The organism is Streptomyces sp. NBC_01217, from assembly GCF_035994185.1.
Classification (GTDB): Bacteria; Actinomycetota; Actinomycetes; order Streptomycetales; family Streptomycetaceae; genus Streptomyces.
Map to the genome: position 1 here is coordinate 8769804 of NZ_CP108538.1, position 15333 is coordinate 8785136.

A 15333-nucleotide genomic window follows, 5' to 3' on the forward strand; every position below is an offset into this window, starting at 1 on the left:
TTGTGCCTCGGAGAGCGGTTTGCTCACACTTGATGTGACCCTCAAGCGGCACGGATGGTTGTGCCGTGTTCATGCCGAGGTGTTGCACGAGGCCGTCCGGGCGGACTGCTCCGGGATGGCAGTGACCCCCGGAGGGGTCCTTTGATCGTGCCGGTGGTTGAGACGGATGAGCAGGTGGGCGTATCCGTTGAGGAATGGACGAGTGTCCGTCTTCCGTCTAGTTGATATCGATCAAGCTCTGAGCTGCAGCGTTTGAAGTGCAGAGACAACACAAGATCGACATCTGGTATGGGTGTTGACCTGTAATGGTTCCTTCGGCAGACGTCTCGATCTCTAGTTGACTGGCTTGCTGGCCTGCGATGTTGGGATTAGGCGGAGAGTGTCGTGACTAAGAGGTCGCGCAGATAGGCGCGGTGGGGGACCCCGGCAACAGAACGGGCACAGGCCTTGGTGATCATGGAGTTGCGACGCTCTGTGATCACTGAGGAGGCCTGTGCCCGCGCTGCCATCATGGCTCACCGAACCGCTCTGGGACCAATTCGCGGCCCTGCTGCCCGAGCGGCCGGAGTACCACCCGGACCATCCGCTCGGCTGCCACCGCCAACGCATCAGCGACCGGATCATCTTCGACAAGATGCTGCAACTGCTGCGCTTCGGCTGTTCTTACGAGGCGATCGCCGACACAACGTGCTCGGCCACCACGATCCGCAACCGCCGTGACGAGTGGATACGGCAGGGCCTCTTCGTCCGGCTCAAGCAGATCGCGCTGGAGTCCTACGACCGGATCGTCGGCCTCGTCCTCGACCAGATCGCCGTGGACGGCTCCATCACCAAGGCTCCCGGAGGCGGCGAGGTCGCCGGGCGCTCACCGGTCGACCGTGGCAAACAGGGCCTGAAACGCTCAGGCATGACAGATGGATACGGCATTCCGCTGGGCCGTGTCCTGGCCGGCGCCAACCGCCACGACTCCCCCCTGCTCGCACCGACCCTGGACCACCTGGACGACCTGGGACCGTTACCCGACGGCATCACCGTGCACCTGGACGCCGGCTACGACTCGGACAAGACCCGCGCGCTGCTCAACGAACGCGGCCTCCACGGCCGCATCTCCCACAAAGGCGAGAAGGCGCCTATCCAGGCCAGCAGGCGTTGGCACGTCGAACGCACCCACGCCTGGCAGAACGCCTTCTCCCGGCTCGCCCGCTGCTACGAGCGGCGCGCCATTGTCATCGACGCCTTCTTCGACCTTGCCGACACGATCATCACCATACGCAGCCTGATCCGGCGGGCCTGGACAACTCACCGCTGGGACGAACGCCCGAACCGCCGATCATGACCGCACGCCTATCCGCGCGGCCTCTTAGCCGCGATCTCGGCGCGGACCGCGCGACGGGCAACCTCGCGCACCCCACCGCGTTCTGTCTTCGCATCTATGGCTGCCATCTCCGCATCATAACTGTCAGTGGATGTCATCTTCGTCAATCGATGGCATGACGCATGCCGCCTATGCCGCACGTGCCTCTCCCGGAGGATCTCCAAGCCGCCGGGGGCTCGGAGATCTGCGCCTCGACCGTCCAGAAAACGTCACTCAATGATGAACTTGTCATCGAGTGACATTCATGCTTACTGTTGACAGGCGGGGGCTGCCGAGAGGAGAGAACGATGGACGTCGACTTCCACCAGGTCGGCACAGTGGCGTGGGTCGAGCTGAACACGCCCGACATCGAAGCGAGTACTCGCTTCTACGGGAAGCTGTTCGGCTGGGCTTTCGCTGAAGGGTTTGGCGGGCAGCCGCAATCACGGATGGCACTGCTGGGCGGACGTCCTGCAGCGGCCGTGACCGCTGCGCCGGGTGCCGAGCGAGGTGGCTGGACCACGTTCGTCACCGTGGCCGACGCCAGAGAGAGCGTCGAAAGGGTTCTTGCCGCCGGCGGGAAGGTGCTGGTCCACCCGCACGGGCTGGGCACGGCGGGGCGGTCGGTGGTCGTGGCCGACCACGCAGGCACCCGGTTCGGCCTGTGGGAAGCGGGGGAGCACCAGGGCTGCGGTGCAGCGGGTGAGCCCGGCGCCTTCCACGGCGGCGAGCTGATCACCGACGACGTTGAGCAGTCGGCGGCGTTCTACGGGGAAGTCTTCGGCTGGACTCTGGGCGAGCCCTACGGCCCGCTGAACCGCCGGGACTGGCGGCTGGGCGGCCGGAGCATCTCGGTACTGCTGCCGAGGCCCCCGGCTATGCCGGCCGAGATCCCGCCCTACTGGGATGCCTACTTCACCGTGGCCGACGCTCAGCAGACAGCCGACGCCGCCGTCCGGCTCGGTGCCACGGTGCTGATGCCGCCTACCGCAATCGGGCACGGCGACATCACGGTCCTCCTCGATCCCACAGGGGCGGTTTTCACCGCCCTGGCCCCGACTCACTGACGCACCCGGCACATCTGCATCAAGGATCAGATCATGACTTTCAATGACAAGGTAGGAATCATCACGGGGGCCGGTTCCGGCCTGGGGGAGGCCGCGGCCAAGCAGCTGGCACGCGCCGGCGCGAAGATCATCGCGGCCGACCGCGACAGCGTCGGCGCCGAACGCGTCGCCAGGGAGATCGTCGCTGCCGGTGGGCAGGCTTCCGCGTTCACAACCGACATCTCCGCCTTCCAGGCCGCCCAGAGCATTGTCGAATTCGCCGTGAGCACCTACGGCCACCTGCACTTCGCCTTCAACAACGCCGGCATCACCCCCGCGCTGACCGACACGCACGACGTCGACCCCCAGGACTGGCTCGACGTCGTAGGAACCAACCTCACCGGCACCTTCTACTGCATGAAGGCCGAGATCGCGTACTTCGTCGAGAGCGGCGGCGGCGTCATCCTCAACATGGCCTCCACTGCCGGAGTCATGGCCCACGCCGGACGCCCCGCCTACGCCGCCTCCAAACACGGGATCATCGGTCTGACCCGCTCCGCCGCTGTCGAATACGCCGAGCGAGGCATCCGGATCAACGCGGTAGCCCCCGGCCCCATCGACGCCCCCTCCGCGAGGAACCTGCCCCCGGAGGTACGCAAGGCCATCGCCGACAAGACTGCAATGAAGCGAAGCGGCACCACGGACGAGGTCGCAGCGGTCGCCGCGTTCCTCCTGTCGGACGAGGCTTCCTTCGTCACCGGCTCCGTTTACGAGGTCAACGGTGGACAGACCCAGCTGTAACCGGGCGGAGAACCTCTCGGTATCAGACACCACGAAACGGGCCTTGACCCCTGATCTTGAACACGGGTTATGCGGCTTCGGCCAGCGTAGTTGATGTTGTTGCGAGTGCTCGCTCGTAGGCGATCGGGCTGCGATGTCCGAGGCGGGAATGGCGTCGGACGGTGTTGTAGCGGTGCAGCCAGCGGAAAAGGTCCAGGTGTGCCTCGCGCTCGGTGTCCCAGGCCCGCCGGCCTTGGAGGGTCTCCCGTTTGCAGGTCGCATTGAAGGACTCGGCGAGCGCGTTGTCCGCGCTGGAACCGACCGCGCCCATGGACTGGGTGACGCCGGCTTTGAGGTTCCCCCTGCTGGCCGGACAGCTTGATACTGGGACGGATGGTCCCGGAGGAAGCAGTCACAGGTAGTGAGCAAGAGCAACATGAGTAAGCGGTACACGGCCGAGTTCAAGCGGGACGCGGTCGCCTTGGCGTTGTCCTCGGAGAAGACGGTCACCGAGGTCGCGAGGGATCTGGGCGTGAGTCCGGAAGGGCTGCGCGGGTGGGTGAAGCAGGCGAAGGTCGACCGCGGTGAGGGACCCGCTGGGGCTTTGACCACTGCGGAGCGTGAGGAGTTGGTCCGGCTGCGGCGGAAGGTTCGCGAGCAGGAGGCCACGATCGAGGTTCTGGGAAAAGCGACCGCCTTCTTCGTTCAGGACAAGATGAGGTAGACACCGTGGCACGGTGTCGTTTCATCGATGCGGAGAAGGCATCGGAGGGTAATCCTGCAGGTCACAGCGTTGCGTTTCTGTGCCGTGTGCTGGGAGTGCCGCGTTCCACCTACTACGCGCACAGGGCGTCACGGCCGGCCCGGACGGTGCGGGAGCGGGCCGAGGAGGTGCTGGTGGGCGAGATCCGGGTGCTTCACGCCGGATCTCGCGGTGTCTACGGGGCGCCGCGGATCCACGCCGCCCTGCGGCGGGCCGGGCGGGTGGTGAACTCCAAGAAGATCGAGCGGCTGATGCGCAAGCACCGGATCGTCGGGATCACCCTCCGCCGGCGGCGGGGTCTGACCCGGCAGGCGAAGCGGGCGGTGTTTGCCGCCGACCTGATCGGCCGGGACTTCACCGCGCCCCGGCCCGGGATGCGGCTCGTCGGCGACATGACCGAACTCGGCAGGCTGGAAGGGAAGTTGTATCTGGCGACCTGTATCGATCTCGCGACGCGGGAGGTGGCCGGCTGGGCGGTGGCCGACCACCACCGCGCCGAGCTGCCGGTCGCCGCCTTGCGGATGGCGGCCGGGCGTGGCGGCCTGGAGCAGGGTTGCGTCATGCATACGGATCGCGGCAGCGAGTACACGAGTGACGAATTCCGCAGCGAAATACGCAAGTTGCGCATGAGGCAGTCGATGGGGCGTGTCGGCTCTTGTTACGATAATGCCGCCGCGGAAAGCTGGTTCGCCATCCTGAAAGCGGAGATCGGAACCACCGTCTGGGCAACCCGCGAAGCCGCCCGGGCCGACGTTTTCCGCTACGTCGAGGTCGAGTACAACCGCAGCCGGCTCCGTCGGCACCCCGACTACGGGTACGTGACCCCGCTCGAAACGAGATCCTTGCTCAGGCAGAACCTCGTCCCGGCCGCGTAAACACCCGCTGTCCAGTTCGCGGGGGGAACTTCACACAGTCGTCCCCATGAACAGCACAGCGATCACGCTCCAGGCCACGACCGCTATGCCCCACCCCTTAGCTGTCATGGGATCAGCATGGCCCACCAGGATCAGAAGCGGGCCTCAACAGCTGGGGACGTTCATCTGTACGCAGCTGGGGAGAGAAGCCCGTACGCCGACACCAGGAAACGAACGGCGGAGTGCTGGGCTGGGAAAAAGTTGTCAACTGTACGCCATGCAGACGACTGTCCGCTGGGTAGAACTGACCGCTGCCCCACATCATACGATTCCGCCCTGACTGGCTATTTGCTTGCGTAGGCACTTACGTGTAAGGGTGACTGCGCGGGCGAGTTGGCGGCATCCGTTCCGATGTCCCGACTCGCGGCATGGTGTGGACCAGAGCGAGGGAGAATGCACAGTGGGGTCCGTATTCAGCGAACCGATGGCGGATGTGCGTGACATGTATATGGCGCACACAATGATGCGCCGCGAGTTCCGGCTGCTTCCCGATGTGGTCCGGGCGGTGCCCCCCGGGGACATGAAGCGGGCTGAGGTCGTCGGCGCACATGTCGAACTGCTGTGCCTCGTCCTTCATCTGCACCACGAGGGTGAGGACGAGGTGCTGTGGCCGCTGCTTCTTGAGCGCGGAGGCGAGGATGCCGCGGCCATCGTGCCCACCATGGAGGAGCAACACCACGCGATCGAGCGCGCCCACGCGGAGGTGGTGGCACTGCTGTCCGGGTGGCGGGCCACGGGCCGCGGCGGTGAAGAACTGGCCGAGGTGCTGGAACGGCTGCTGACGGTCCTCGTCGAGCACATGGCTCTGGAGGAGGAGGAGATCCTTCCCTTGGCCGAGCGGTACGTCACCGCCGCGGAATGGGCGCGGATGGGGGAGCACGGCTTGGAGAAGAGTCCGAGGAAGACGCTTCCTCTGACCTTCGGCATGGTGATGTACGAGGGCGACCCCGATGTCGTCAAGGCGGTGCTGGCCCACGCACCCCTCCCAGCACGCCTGCTGATGCCGGTCATCGCACCTCGTCTGTACGCGTCGCACGCCAGGCGTGTTCACAGAACGTCCACTCCGCCCCGCGTGGGCAGTTGATTGCTCCTGCCTCTGGCCGACTCGATGCCAGCGGCCCCGTCTCCTGCAGCAACCCTCGACAAGGATGTGATCATGCAGATCGGTTTCGCTCTTCCGTACCTGAACCATGTGGCCCATCAGGTAGACCGGGCCGCCGAGTTCGCACGGGAAGCGGAGAAGGCGGGGGCAGCGAGCTTGTGAAGCTTCTCCTTGATCGTGGACACCTGGAGACTGGGACCTGAGGTTCCAGAGGAAGTAGCACCAGGTGGGAAGCAAGTACACGAAGCGGTGCACCGAGGAGTTCAAGCGGGACGCGATCGCGCTCGTCGACTCCTCGGGCAAGACGGTCACCGCCGTTGCCCGGGAACTCGGCATCAGCTCCGAGTCCCTGCGCGGCTGGTACCGCAAGGCCAAGGCAGACCGGGGAGAGGGCACCCCCGGCGAGCTGACCAGCGCCGAGCGCGAGGAGCTCAAGCGGCTGCGCAAGGAGAGCCGCGAACAGCAGCAGACGATCGAGATCCTGAAAAAGCGACCGCCTTCTTCGTGAAGGAGAACGACCGGTGAGCGAGTTGTGCCGGTTCATCCACGCGGAGAAGGCGAACTACCCGATCGTTCTGCTGTGCCGGGCGCTGCACGTGGCCCGCTCCTCCTACTACTACGCCTGGCGCGACGGCGAGGCCGCCCGTCCAAAGCGCCAGGCGGCCGACGACGCGCTCGCGCACGAGATCACCGTGCTGCACATCGCCTCCCGGAAGACCTATGGCGTCCCGCGCATCCACGCCGGACTGCGGCGCCTGGGGCAGCGGGTGAACCGCAAGCGCATCGCCCGCATCATGCGCCAACGCGACATCCGCGGCGCCACCCGGCGCAAGCACCGCTCGCTGACCCGGCCGGACAAGAAGGCGAAGCCGGCCCCGGACCTCATCGGCCGCGACTTCCACGCCGAGCGTCCAGGCATCAAGCTGGTCGGCGACATCACTTACCTGCCGACCGCCGAGGGCTGGCTCTACCTCGCCTGCTGGCTGGACCTGGCCACCCGTGAGGTCGTCGGCTATGCCATGGCCGACCACCACCGCGCCGAACTCGTCATCGACGCTCTCGACATGGCCCACGGCCGCAGCGGACTGGAGCCCGACTGTGTGATCCACAGCGATCGCGGCAGCGAGTACACCTCGGCCCAATTCCGCGACAGAATACGTGAGTTGGGGCTTCGCCAGAGCTGCGGGCGCACCGGATCTTGTTTCGACAATGCCGCCGCGGAGAGCTTCTGGGCCCTGCTCAAGGAGGAGATCGGAACCCGCACCTGGCCCGACCGGGGCCACCGCCCGCGCCGAGGTCTTCAACTTCATCGAGACCTTCTACAACCGCCGCCGCCTACGCAAGCACAAGACCTTCGGCTACCTCACCCCGGCCGAGACCAGGCAGCGCCAGCAACACGCCCTCGCGGCGTAACCATCACGTGTCCAAGATCATGGGGAAACTTCCAAGGCCGGGTAGTTGGCGTTTTCGCAGGTCACGCAAGGGGTTCGGGGTCTGTGTGATGGCCGCGTAGCGGCCCGTGCGGACTCTCTTGATCTTTCCTCTCTCGGTCCAGCGGGCAAGTTGGCGATAGGTGGCGACGAGGGTGACGTCGCCGAGGAGCACGGCGATCTCCCTTGAGCGCCATAGCCGTTCGGGCTCCGCCTGCAGGATGGTCAGGACACGTGCCATGCGATTGCCGGTGTTCTCCCGGTCGGTCGTCGCGGGCAGTGCGGGCTGCGGCAGTGGGGGGTGGCAGGAGAGTGATCGTCGTCGAGGTCACGACCTTGCTGCCGTCGGGTCGGCCGTCCAATTTCCTCTCCGCATAGCGGGAGATAGGTGACTTCACCTTGCGGGTGCTGACGCGGCTTCGCCGTGCGGGCGACAGCGTCGACAGAACTCGGCGGCCGATCTCTCCGATGCCCTGCTCGAAGACTCCTTGCGCACATACCAGCAGGTCGCGGGCGGTTTGGAGGGCGATGGTGAAGTTGCAGCGGTCGGGATCGGTGCCCGGCTGGGACTCCGCTGCCTCGACCGTGGTGCGGCGCAGGAGCTGGTAGAGGGTGAGCAGGGCCCACATTTCCTGTTCGACGCCGACCGGGTCGTGTGAGCGCAGGACACGTCCGTGCAGGACGGTGTGGCGCAGGGCGTAGTAGGCGCTCTCGTGTTGTCGGGTAGGTGCGGCGCATTGCTGCGCCGTACCCCCCTCAGAACCGGACGGGCGGCGTTGACCGTATCCGGCTCAAGCAGGCCCTGAAGGCCCACGGGCAGCCAGATTTGCCGGTCCACGGCTACCGCGCCAGCGGTGGCAGTGGACGTGAATCAGTCGGAAGGCGACACGATCGTCCGGCTGACCTGCGTCCGGGATGAGGGTGAGCGCGTTGCCGCGCACCGCCGTCCGGGTCGCCCGTAGCCACTGCTCCCATTCCTGGGGGCTTTGCGGCTCCCGGTCGGCATGCAGGAGAAGGCTTCCGCAGAGAGGGCACTGCCCGTGCTGCCCCTGAAGCAGGTGCAACCAGGGCGGGCTCAGCGGGGGCTTGTTCCTGCGTCGCCGCGAGGCCCGGTACTCGGTCAGCGCCGGGTCGTCCACGGACGCCCCTTTGATGACCAGCTGATGCCTGACGATCTTTGTCCAGGCGAACTTGGCGAGATAGCGGCCGGTCTCCCGGTCGCCGAATACCCACCGGTCCTGCCTGGAGGTGTTGAACCGGCCGAAGTACCGGGCTGTCACCCAGCCCCTCGGCTTGTTCGGGTGCGTGTGCCTGGCCCACTTGTAGACCAGCTTCCACACGTGGTTGTCCAGCGAGGTGAACACCTTGCTGGAGACCACGCCCCGATAGTAGGCAGCCCAACCCCGGATGATCGGGTTGAGCTTGGTGATCACCGCTGCCGCGTTCTGTCCCCGAAGGGCCAGCACTTCGGCGGTGAGCCGTGCCCGGATTCGTCGCACGGCTGTCTTGCTCGGCTTGATCAGCAGCTTGCCGTTGAAGCGGCGGACGGTGAACCCCAGGAAGTCACAGCCTTCGTCGAGGTGCGCGATGCGCGTTTTGTCCTCGTTGAAGGCCAGCCCCCTGGGCGCCGGCCATACGGCGAGCCGTTCCTTGACCTGTTGGGCTTCCTCATGACTGTGACAGAGCACCACCAGGTCGTCGGCGTACCTGATCAAGGCCGGTGAGCCCACTGCCAGTTCACCGGCACGCGGACCGGTGGGTCGGTAGCGGACTCCGGCGGCCTCTTTTATTCCGTGCAAGGCCACGTTCATCAGCGCGGGGGAGATGATCCCGCCTTGCGGGACCCCCTCCTCGGTCGGGGCAAAGCAGCCGCGATCGATCACTCCTGCCTTGAGCCACTGCTCGACCAGTCCCCTGGCGGGGAACTGTCCGATGGCGGCCAGTAGACGATTATGGTCGATCCGGTCGAACGCCGCTGCCAGGTCCGCGTCAAGAATCCACTGCCGCTTCGGGTCCTTGCCCTTGGCGGCCAGAAAGATCGCTCCGATCGTGTCGTGGCAGCCTCGGCCGGGCCGAAATCCATAGGATCTCGGCTCGAACCGTGCCTCCCACTCAGGCTCCAACGCGTTCAGTGACACGGCTTGAAGACACCGGTCGATGATCACGGGGATGCCCAGGCCGCGCTGGCGGCCATCGGCGTTGTCGATGAACACCCGCCTGACGGGCCGGGGCTTCCAGGGGGCCGCCCGGTGCTGCATCCAGTCGGCCAGCTCGGCCTTCCCCTGGGGCAGCAGGACAACCCGCCCATCGACACCTGCCGTCTTGCGGCCAGCGTTGACCTCCGTCACCCGCCGCATGCTCACCAGCGTGTTGGAACGGGAGCGAAGCATCAATTTCTGGAGATTGCGGACCCTTTTGAGGTCCCCTGCCTGTGACGCCGTGAAGATCCGCTGCCTCAGCCGCCGTACTTCCTCCTCCGTGCGCTGCCAGTCGATCGACTGCCAATCAGTGGAGTCGCCCTCCGGTCCGTTCACCACGCCGTCGGCACCCGAAGCGGCTCGCGCCTCGACTGTTCGTATCGTCATGGTGTCCAACTTGCCCTTCGGTTTTGGTGCTGATGGTCATCGATTCCTCACAGGCCCACCTGGCCCACGTCAGCACCCTTTCGGGTCCGGGCAGTGCCCGTATCCGGCCGGTTGTCCGCGGCGACCAGCGGAGGTGCTGATCATCCGCCGCGGCTTCCCGTTGCCTTTCGGCCACCGGCGTTCGCTTCTTGGGCCATCCTGTTCCCGCTGGGGAGTTGGACCTTCCTTACGGTCGGCTGACCGGCGCCTTTCGGCACCGGACCCCAACGGGGTTTCCACGTTCCGCACGAGTGAGACACGACCGGGGTGGGTGCCCCCTGAACTCCGGGGCGGCGATGCTCTCCCGGCTGACGATGGGGATTCAGCCGGCGCCTGCCGCTTCTCAACGGCCAGTCCTGCACTCCGCTGGAACAACCCATCGGCGGGGGTCACGATTACGAAGCATCATCAGGGGTTCACTTGCGTTCACCCGTCCCGTCTTCCCCTTGCCTGTAACTCCCGGATGGAACGAGAGTCCCTGGGCTTCTCCTCCGAGCTTCACACCCCGCCGTTGCCAGCGACGCATGTCGGAGTGGGGACGGGCCTTGAGCACTGGCCCGGAACTACGCTGTCGACATCAACTGTCGGCCTCCTTCAGGTAATTCACTCAAACTCGTGCGACTTCGTGTCGCACCCCAGCGTTCGTGATAGAGGTGCACGAGGCGGTGAGCGGGGTAGCGGCGTGTGTCCAGGAGCGTGGTCATCAGACGGTAGGCGCCCTCGAAGGTGCTGCCGTCCGTGCAGCGGACGCTTACCCGGGCCTCGATGATGCGTACCTGGACGTCGCCGATGACCGAGAGGTAGGAGGAGTCGGCGAGCGCCTTCAGGACCGGTGGGCGGCGGCGCTGGTTGATGCGGCCCAGGACCTGCGCGCCGGTGGAGTGCACGGCGGCGAGGAAGTCGTTGCCGTCGAAGCCCCGGTCCCACAGCACCAGCATCTTGGGTCCCAGATGGTGCAACAGCCTGGTGGCGTACGAGGTTTCGCCTTCCCGGGTGGGGCCGAAGACCGCTCCGATCACGGCCCGGGTGCCGGTCTCGACCAGCGTCATCAGTTCGACCTGGGGATAGCCGCCGTGCGCGCACCGCCCCAGCCGGCCGCGGTTGCGCTCGCTGTCGGGCACTTTGATCGAGCTGCAGCCGTCGAACGACACCGTCCGGTACGGGCCGAACCGTACCCCTGGTGTGGCCGGCTGGGCCAGCGGCCCGGCGAGCACCTCGAACAGCGCCCGCACCGGCGCGCTGCCGAGCCTGCGGCGCAGATCACGTAGCGCTTTCGTGCTCGGGCAGACGACCGTCGGCATCCCCGCCAGACCGGCGGTCAGCTTGATGCCCCTATGGTCTGTCAACCTCGGTGCATCGCTGCTCCGGACACGATGGTCAGTCCCAGACCGGATCAGACCACGGTCCCGAACGAGGTGGCCCCATTCTCACAGTCCCAGACCAGCCGGTAGCCGATCTCGGGGAACAGGCACATCGCCAGGAAAAAATAGATGCCGACCCGCGAGGGCAGATCACGCAGCCGCCGCTGCACGGTCCCGGTCTCGGACAAGATCGCGTCGACCAGCTCGAATGGCATGACCGGTGTCAGCTCCCCCAGGTGACCGGGAGCGAACCGGCCCGCGGCCACCATCACCGTACGGGTGATGGTCGTCAGCGCCGACGACGGGGCACAATGAACAGGCAACGGAGCTCCTTGCGGGACAAGCTGTCTTGGACGACTGCCTGTACCAACGAGCTCCGTTGCTCCACGTCGAAAACCCGTCAACACCCCTTGCGTGACCTGCGAAAACGCTAACTACCCGGCCTTGGGGAAACTTCACGCGGACCTACCACCGCCGTCGCAGACAAGCCGCACTCGGCCGCCTGACCGCCGTCGAATTCGAGACCGTCATGACACCACCGGCCCTCCAGGCCGCGTGACCGAACCTGTCACCCGAACCTGCAGCAGACCCCCGCCCTGAACGTCACCCCGCCCAGGAGGATCACCGATCTGACCGCAGGCCGCTTACCAGGCACTATGCCCCGCCTAGTGCAGCGCGTCGCAGGTCCTTTGCCGGTTGCTGGTGGTCGCCTTGGTGACGGTGGGTGAGGATCATGCGGCCTTGGTGTACTCCGCTGGGGCGGTCTGGGGGTGACGGGCGTGGTCGGCGTCGGCGTCGTAGCGCCACTGGTAGGGGCGGGCGGTGCGGTTGTGCCGGATCGTGAAAGCGGTGATCTGGGCTTCGAGGTCCTCGCGGGAGGTGAAGTCGCCGCGGCGGAGCAGGCGGCGGGTCAGGACGCCGAACCACTGCTCGACCATGTTCAGCCAACTGGCGTGCTTGGGCGTGTGTGTGACGGTGATTCGCGGGTGGGCGGCGAGCCAGGCGCGGGTGGCCCTGGAGGTGTGCGAGGAGCCGTTGTCCATGATCAGGTGGAGGCGCAGGGCCGGGTCGGTCAGCCGGTTCAATCGCCGTAGGAAGGCGATGAAGGCGGCCGAGTCGTTGCGCTTGATGCGCTCGGCCAGGACCTGGCCGGTGGCCACGTCCATGGCGGCGACAATGGAGACGGTGCCGTGCCGGCGGTACTCGAACTCCCGCCGCTCGGCCTGTCCGGGGCGGGTGCGCCGGGTGGGGTAGCGGCGGGATTTGGCCTGAACGCCGGTCTTCTCGTCCACGCTGACCAGCAACGTGCCGGGTGGGATGTCCAGGTAGAGATGGCACACCGCGCCGGCCTGAGACCAGAACGCGTCGTCGTCGGCCCGGTTGAGCCAGCCGCGGACCCTGTGCGGGCGCACCTTCGCCTCGGCCAGGACCCGGCCGACCGTGGAGGGCGAGAGCACCAGGCCGCGTTCGGCCAGGTGGGCGGCGATTGTGACGCGGGTCCATAGCGTGGCTCCCTCGGGCGGCACGCTGGTAGCGGTGGCCACCACGGCCAGGCGCGCGCTGGGACCATGCTGTTCGGGGCGTCCGCTGCGCGGGCGATCGAACAGGCCCGCCACCCCACGGCGGCGGAAGCGTTCGCGCCAGGTGCGCACGGTGGGCACACTGCAGCCGAGCTCGGCGGCAATGGCGGTGGTGGGCCGGCCCGCGGCGGCCAGCAGTACGATCCGTGCGCGCCGCACCACCGCCTGCCCGGCCCCGGCAGCGGCCACGAGCGTGCGCATCTTGCGTTCCTGCTTGCGTGAAAGCGGCAACGGCGGTGCGGGTGGATGGGCCACGAAGGGTGCGTTTCCTTTGGAGTAAGCACCAGCCGGAAGCTGGGGCGATCATCAATCGCTGACAGCCTCCTGACGCTTCGCTCCCTGCCGGACAGACGGGCGAAGCCGGGAGATCCCCGGTCAGGCCCGTCCCTCCGGAGGAAACGCACCTGGGCGTCGACGAGTTCGCCCAGAGAGGCCCGTGAGGCGTCAGCTCTGTGCCGTGGGGCGGACGACGATGTCGCCGACGTCGACGTTCGACGGCTGCTCGATCGCGAAGGCGACAGCGCGGGCGATGTCGTCGGGGGAGAGGGAGAGGGAGAAGTCGACTGCCGGGGCCTGCGACTTGACGGTGGGGCTGGTGACCGAGTCGGCGAACTCCGTCGCGACGTAGCCGGGCGAGACCATGGTGACCCGCAGGTCGGGCCCGGCCTCCTGGCGCAGTCCCTCGGAGACGGTGCGGACTGCGTTCTTCGTCGCCGCGTAGACAGCCTGGTTCGGCACGATGCGTAGCCCGGCGGTCGAGACGACGTTGACGAACTGCCCCCTGCCCTGCTTACGGAACACAGGGAGCGCTGCCGCGATCCCGTGCAGCACGCCGCGGAAGTTGACGTCGATCATCCGGTCCCAGTCCTCGACGCGCAGCTCGTCGAACGGCGAGATGGGGCCGATCCCGGCGTTGCTGACGAGGACGTCGAGCGCGCCATAGCGCCCGCAGGCGTACGCCACCAGGTCCGCGAGGTCTCCGCGGCGACGCACGTCCGTCGTCGTCCAGGCTGCCGTGCCGCCATCGGCCTCGATGCGGGCGACGAGCGCTTCCAGCCGGTCGCTCCGACGCGCTGCGAGGACGAGCTTCGCGCCGCGCGACGCGAGGAGCAGCGCGCTCGCCTCGCCGATCCCGCTGCCCGCGCCCGTGATGGCCACCACCTTGCCGTCGATCCCTGTCATGCGCGGCCTCCAGTGCTAGAAGTAAGAGGGCTATCACTTCTAAAGTAAGTGGTCTCTTACTTATAGTCAAGGAAGGTGGACCGAGTGACTGACGCAGCAAGTGGGGCGGGGAGTGAGCGCCCTGCCCGGGGGCAGCTCCGCTCGGCGCTGATCGCTGAGAGCTTCGTGCTGCTCTCCGAGACGGGGATGGCCGGCTTCTCCGTCGCCGAACTCGCCCGCAGGCTCGGGGTGAGCACGGCCGCCCCGTACCGTCACTTCCCCAACCGTGACGCGCTGCTCGCCGTCGTCGCGGCACAGGCCGCCGACGAGCTCACCCGGTCCATGGAGGCCGCCGTGCAGGCGGCCGGCCCCGACCCGATCGACCGGCTCGCGGCCACCGCGGGGGCATACGTGCGCCACGTGTCCGACCGCGGCGCCGGCCTCGACGTGATCTTCGCCCGGGAGCTGAGGCCGCTGCGCGACGCCGACGTGGCCCGGGCCGGCCGGGACCTGATGGCGCTGCTGCTCGACCTCGCCCGGCAGGCGGGCCACGCCGACCCTTCCCAAGCACTGCTCCTACTTGAACAGCTCTTCGTCCTAGCCCACGGCTACGTCACCCTGGACACGGAGGACTTCCTGACCTGCTCCCGCCTCTCCCCCGAGGATGTCGCCACACGCGCCACGCGCGCGGCGACGGCGCTGCTGCGCGGCAACGTGACGTGAGCACCAGCCGGGAGCTTGGGTGATCACCATGCCGGTTCCCCCCAAACGCCTGAAGGAAGAGGTCGACGACACCGTCGACCACCACGCCTTCCAGCTGCAAAGCTGGCCCGCCTTGGCCGAGGTTGACACCCGGTGGCGCGGTTCGTTCGGCTACCTCACGGCGATCGTCGAGGAAGAGGGCGAGGACGCGCGTATCCCACTGTGCCGCATCGAATACCTCGGCGACGACAACGCCTGGGGCTTCGCCATGTACTTGAGCGCCACCGACGCCTACACCGACGCGGTCTTGCGCACCGGCAGCCCGACGGCAGCCTTCGATACCGCCGCCCTCGTCCACCTCGCTGACTACCACGCGTAGCCAGACCCCGCACACTCAACCAGCAAAGGACCTGCGACGCGCTGCACTAGTGACACGCCATCTCGGCGTGCTCACAGGCGTTTCCGCAGGTCAACTCATGTTTTTTCTCCGAAATCAGGCCGACATCCTCGAAGCCG

15 protein-coding genes and 1 pseudogene are annotated in these 15333 nt (G+C 66.9%); 10 read left to right on the plus strand and 6 right to left on the minus strand.

From position 1 onward, the window contains the following. The first annotated feature begins 493 nt into the window (after positions 1 to 493). The 3 genes from OG507_RS39055 (at position 494) to OG507_RS39065 (ending at position 3201) form a co-directional block, all read left to right on the plus strand. Positions 494 to 1336, plus strand: a complete 843-nt coding sequence (locus OG507_RS39055; protein ID WP_327365103.1) for an IS5 family transposase — start codon at positions 494 to 496, stop codon at positions 1334 to 1336. A gap of 326 nt (positions 1337 to 1662) precedes the next feature. Beyond that, the gene (locus OG507_RS39060; protein WP_327365102.1) at positions 1663 to 2421 is read left to right on the plus strand and encodes a VOC family protein; all 759 of its coding nucleotides are present in this window, start codon (positions 1663 to 1665) and stop codon (positions 2419 to 2421) included. A gap of 33 nt (positions 2422 to 2454) precedes the next feature. Further along, positions 2455 to 3201, plus strand: a complete 747-nt coding sequence (locus OG507_RS39065; RefSeq protein WP_327365101.1) for an SDR family NAD(P)-dependent oxidoreductase — start codon at positions 2455 to 2457, stop codon at positions 3199 to 3201. 67 nt (positions 3202 to 3268) lie between these two features. On the opposite strand, the pseudogene OG507_RS39070 reads toward OG507_RS39065, so the two are convergent. After that, positions 3269 to 3532: pseudogene (locus OG507_RS39070) on the minus strand (integrase core domain-containing protein); the annotation flags it as partial. Positions 3533 to 3601: 69 nt separating this feature from the next. On the opposite strand from OG507_RS39070, the gene OG507_RS39075 reads away from it, so the two are divergent. From OG507_RS39075 to OG507_RS39095, 5 genes are all read left to right on the plus strand, one after another. Then, on the plus strand, positions 3602 to 3904 hold the full coding sequence (locus tag OG507_RS39075) for a transposase (RefSeq protein ID WP_327365100.1): 303 nt from the start codon (positions 3602 to 3604) through the stop codon (positions 3902 to 3904). 5 nt (positions 3905 to 3909) lie between these two features. Next, positions 3910 to 4818: an IS3 family transposase gene (locus OG507_RS39080; protein WP_327365099.1), complete on the plus strand. Its 909-nt coding sequence runs from the start codon at positions 3910 to 3912 to the stop codon at positions 4816 to 4818. A gap of 439 nt (positions 4819 to 5257) precedes the next feature. Beyond that, positions 5258 to 5941 carry a hemerythrin domain-containing protein gene (locus tag OG507_RS39085; RefSeq protein ID WP_327365098.1) on the plus strand — a complete coding sequence of 228 codons (684 nt, stop codon included), beginning with the start codon at positions 5258 to 5260 and terminating at the stop codon, positions 5939 to 5941. Between the two features lie 244 nt (positions 5942 to 6185). Beyond that, positions 6186 to 6467, plus strand: coding sequence for a transposase (locus OG507_RS39090; protein WP_327365097.1), 282 nt, complete (start codon positions 6186 to 6188; stop codon positions 6465 to 6467). A gap of 13 nt (positions 6468 to 6480) precedes the next feature. Further along, positions 6481 to 7461 carry an IS3 family transposase gene (locus OG507_RS39095; protein WP_327365096.1) on the plus strand — a complete coding sequence of 327 codons (981 nt, stop codon included), beginning with the start codon at positions 6481 to 6483 and terminating at the stop codon, positions 7459 to 7461. Between the two features lie 719 nt (positions 7462 to 8180). Here the strand turns inward: OG507_RS39095 and OG507_RS39100 are convergent. From OG507_RS39100 to OG507_RS39120, 5 genes are all read right to left on the minus strand, one after another. Continuing rightward, positions 8181 to 9974 carry a reverse transcriptase domain-containing protein gene (locus OG507_RS39100; RefSeq protein WP_327365095.1) on the minus strand — a complete coding sequence of 598 codons (1794 nt, stop codon included), beginning with the start codon at positions 9972 to 9974 and terminating at the stop codon, positions 8181 to 8183. 602 nt (positions 9975 to 10576) lie between these two features. Then, positions 10577 to 11359, minus strand: coding sequence for a transposase (locus OG507_RS39105; RefSeq protein WP_327365094.1), 783 nt, complete (start codon positions 11357 to 11359; stop codon positions 10577 to 10579). Positions 11360 to 11406: 47 nt separating this feature from the next. After that, the gene (locus OG507_RS39110) at positions 11407 to 11697 is read right to left on the minus strand and encodes a transposase domain-containing protein (RefSeq protein ID WP_442810915.1); all 291 of its coding nucleotides are present in this window, start codon (positions 11695 to 11697) and stop codon (positions 11407 to 11409) included. A gap of 408 nt (positions 11698 to 12105) precedes the next feature. Next, a complete protein-coding gene (locus OG507_RS39115) occupies positions 12106 to 13155 on the minus strand; it encodes an IS630 family transposase (RefSeq protein ID WP_327365093.1) in 1050 nt (349 codons plus the stop codon). Positions 13156 to 13398: 243 nt separating this feature from the next. Further along, positions 13399 to 14136 carry an SDR family oxidoreductase gene (locus tag OG507_RS39120; protein WP_327365092.1) on the minus strand — a complete coding sequence of 246 codons (738 nt, stop codon included), beginning with the start codon at positions 14134 to 14136 and terminating at the stop codon, positions 13399 to 13401. 84 nt (positions 14137 to 14220) lie between these two features. Between OG507_RS39120 and OG507_RS39125 the strand changes: the two genes are divergently transcribed. Beyond that, a complete protein-coding gene (locus OG507_RS39125; RefSeq protein ID WP_327365091.1) occupies positions 14221 to 14838 on the plus strand; it encodes a TetR/AcrR family transcriptional regulator in 618 nt (205 codons plus the stop codon). Between the two features lie 28 nt (positions 14839 to 14866). Next, positions 14867 to 15196, plus strand: coding sequence for a hypothetical protein (locus tag OG507_RS39130; protein ID WP_327365090.1), 330 nt, complete (start codon positions 14867 to 14869; stop codon positions 15194 to 15196). Positions 15197 to 15333: the final 137 nt, after the last annotated feature.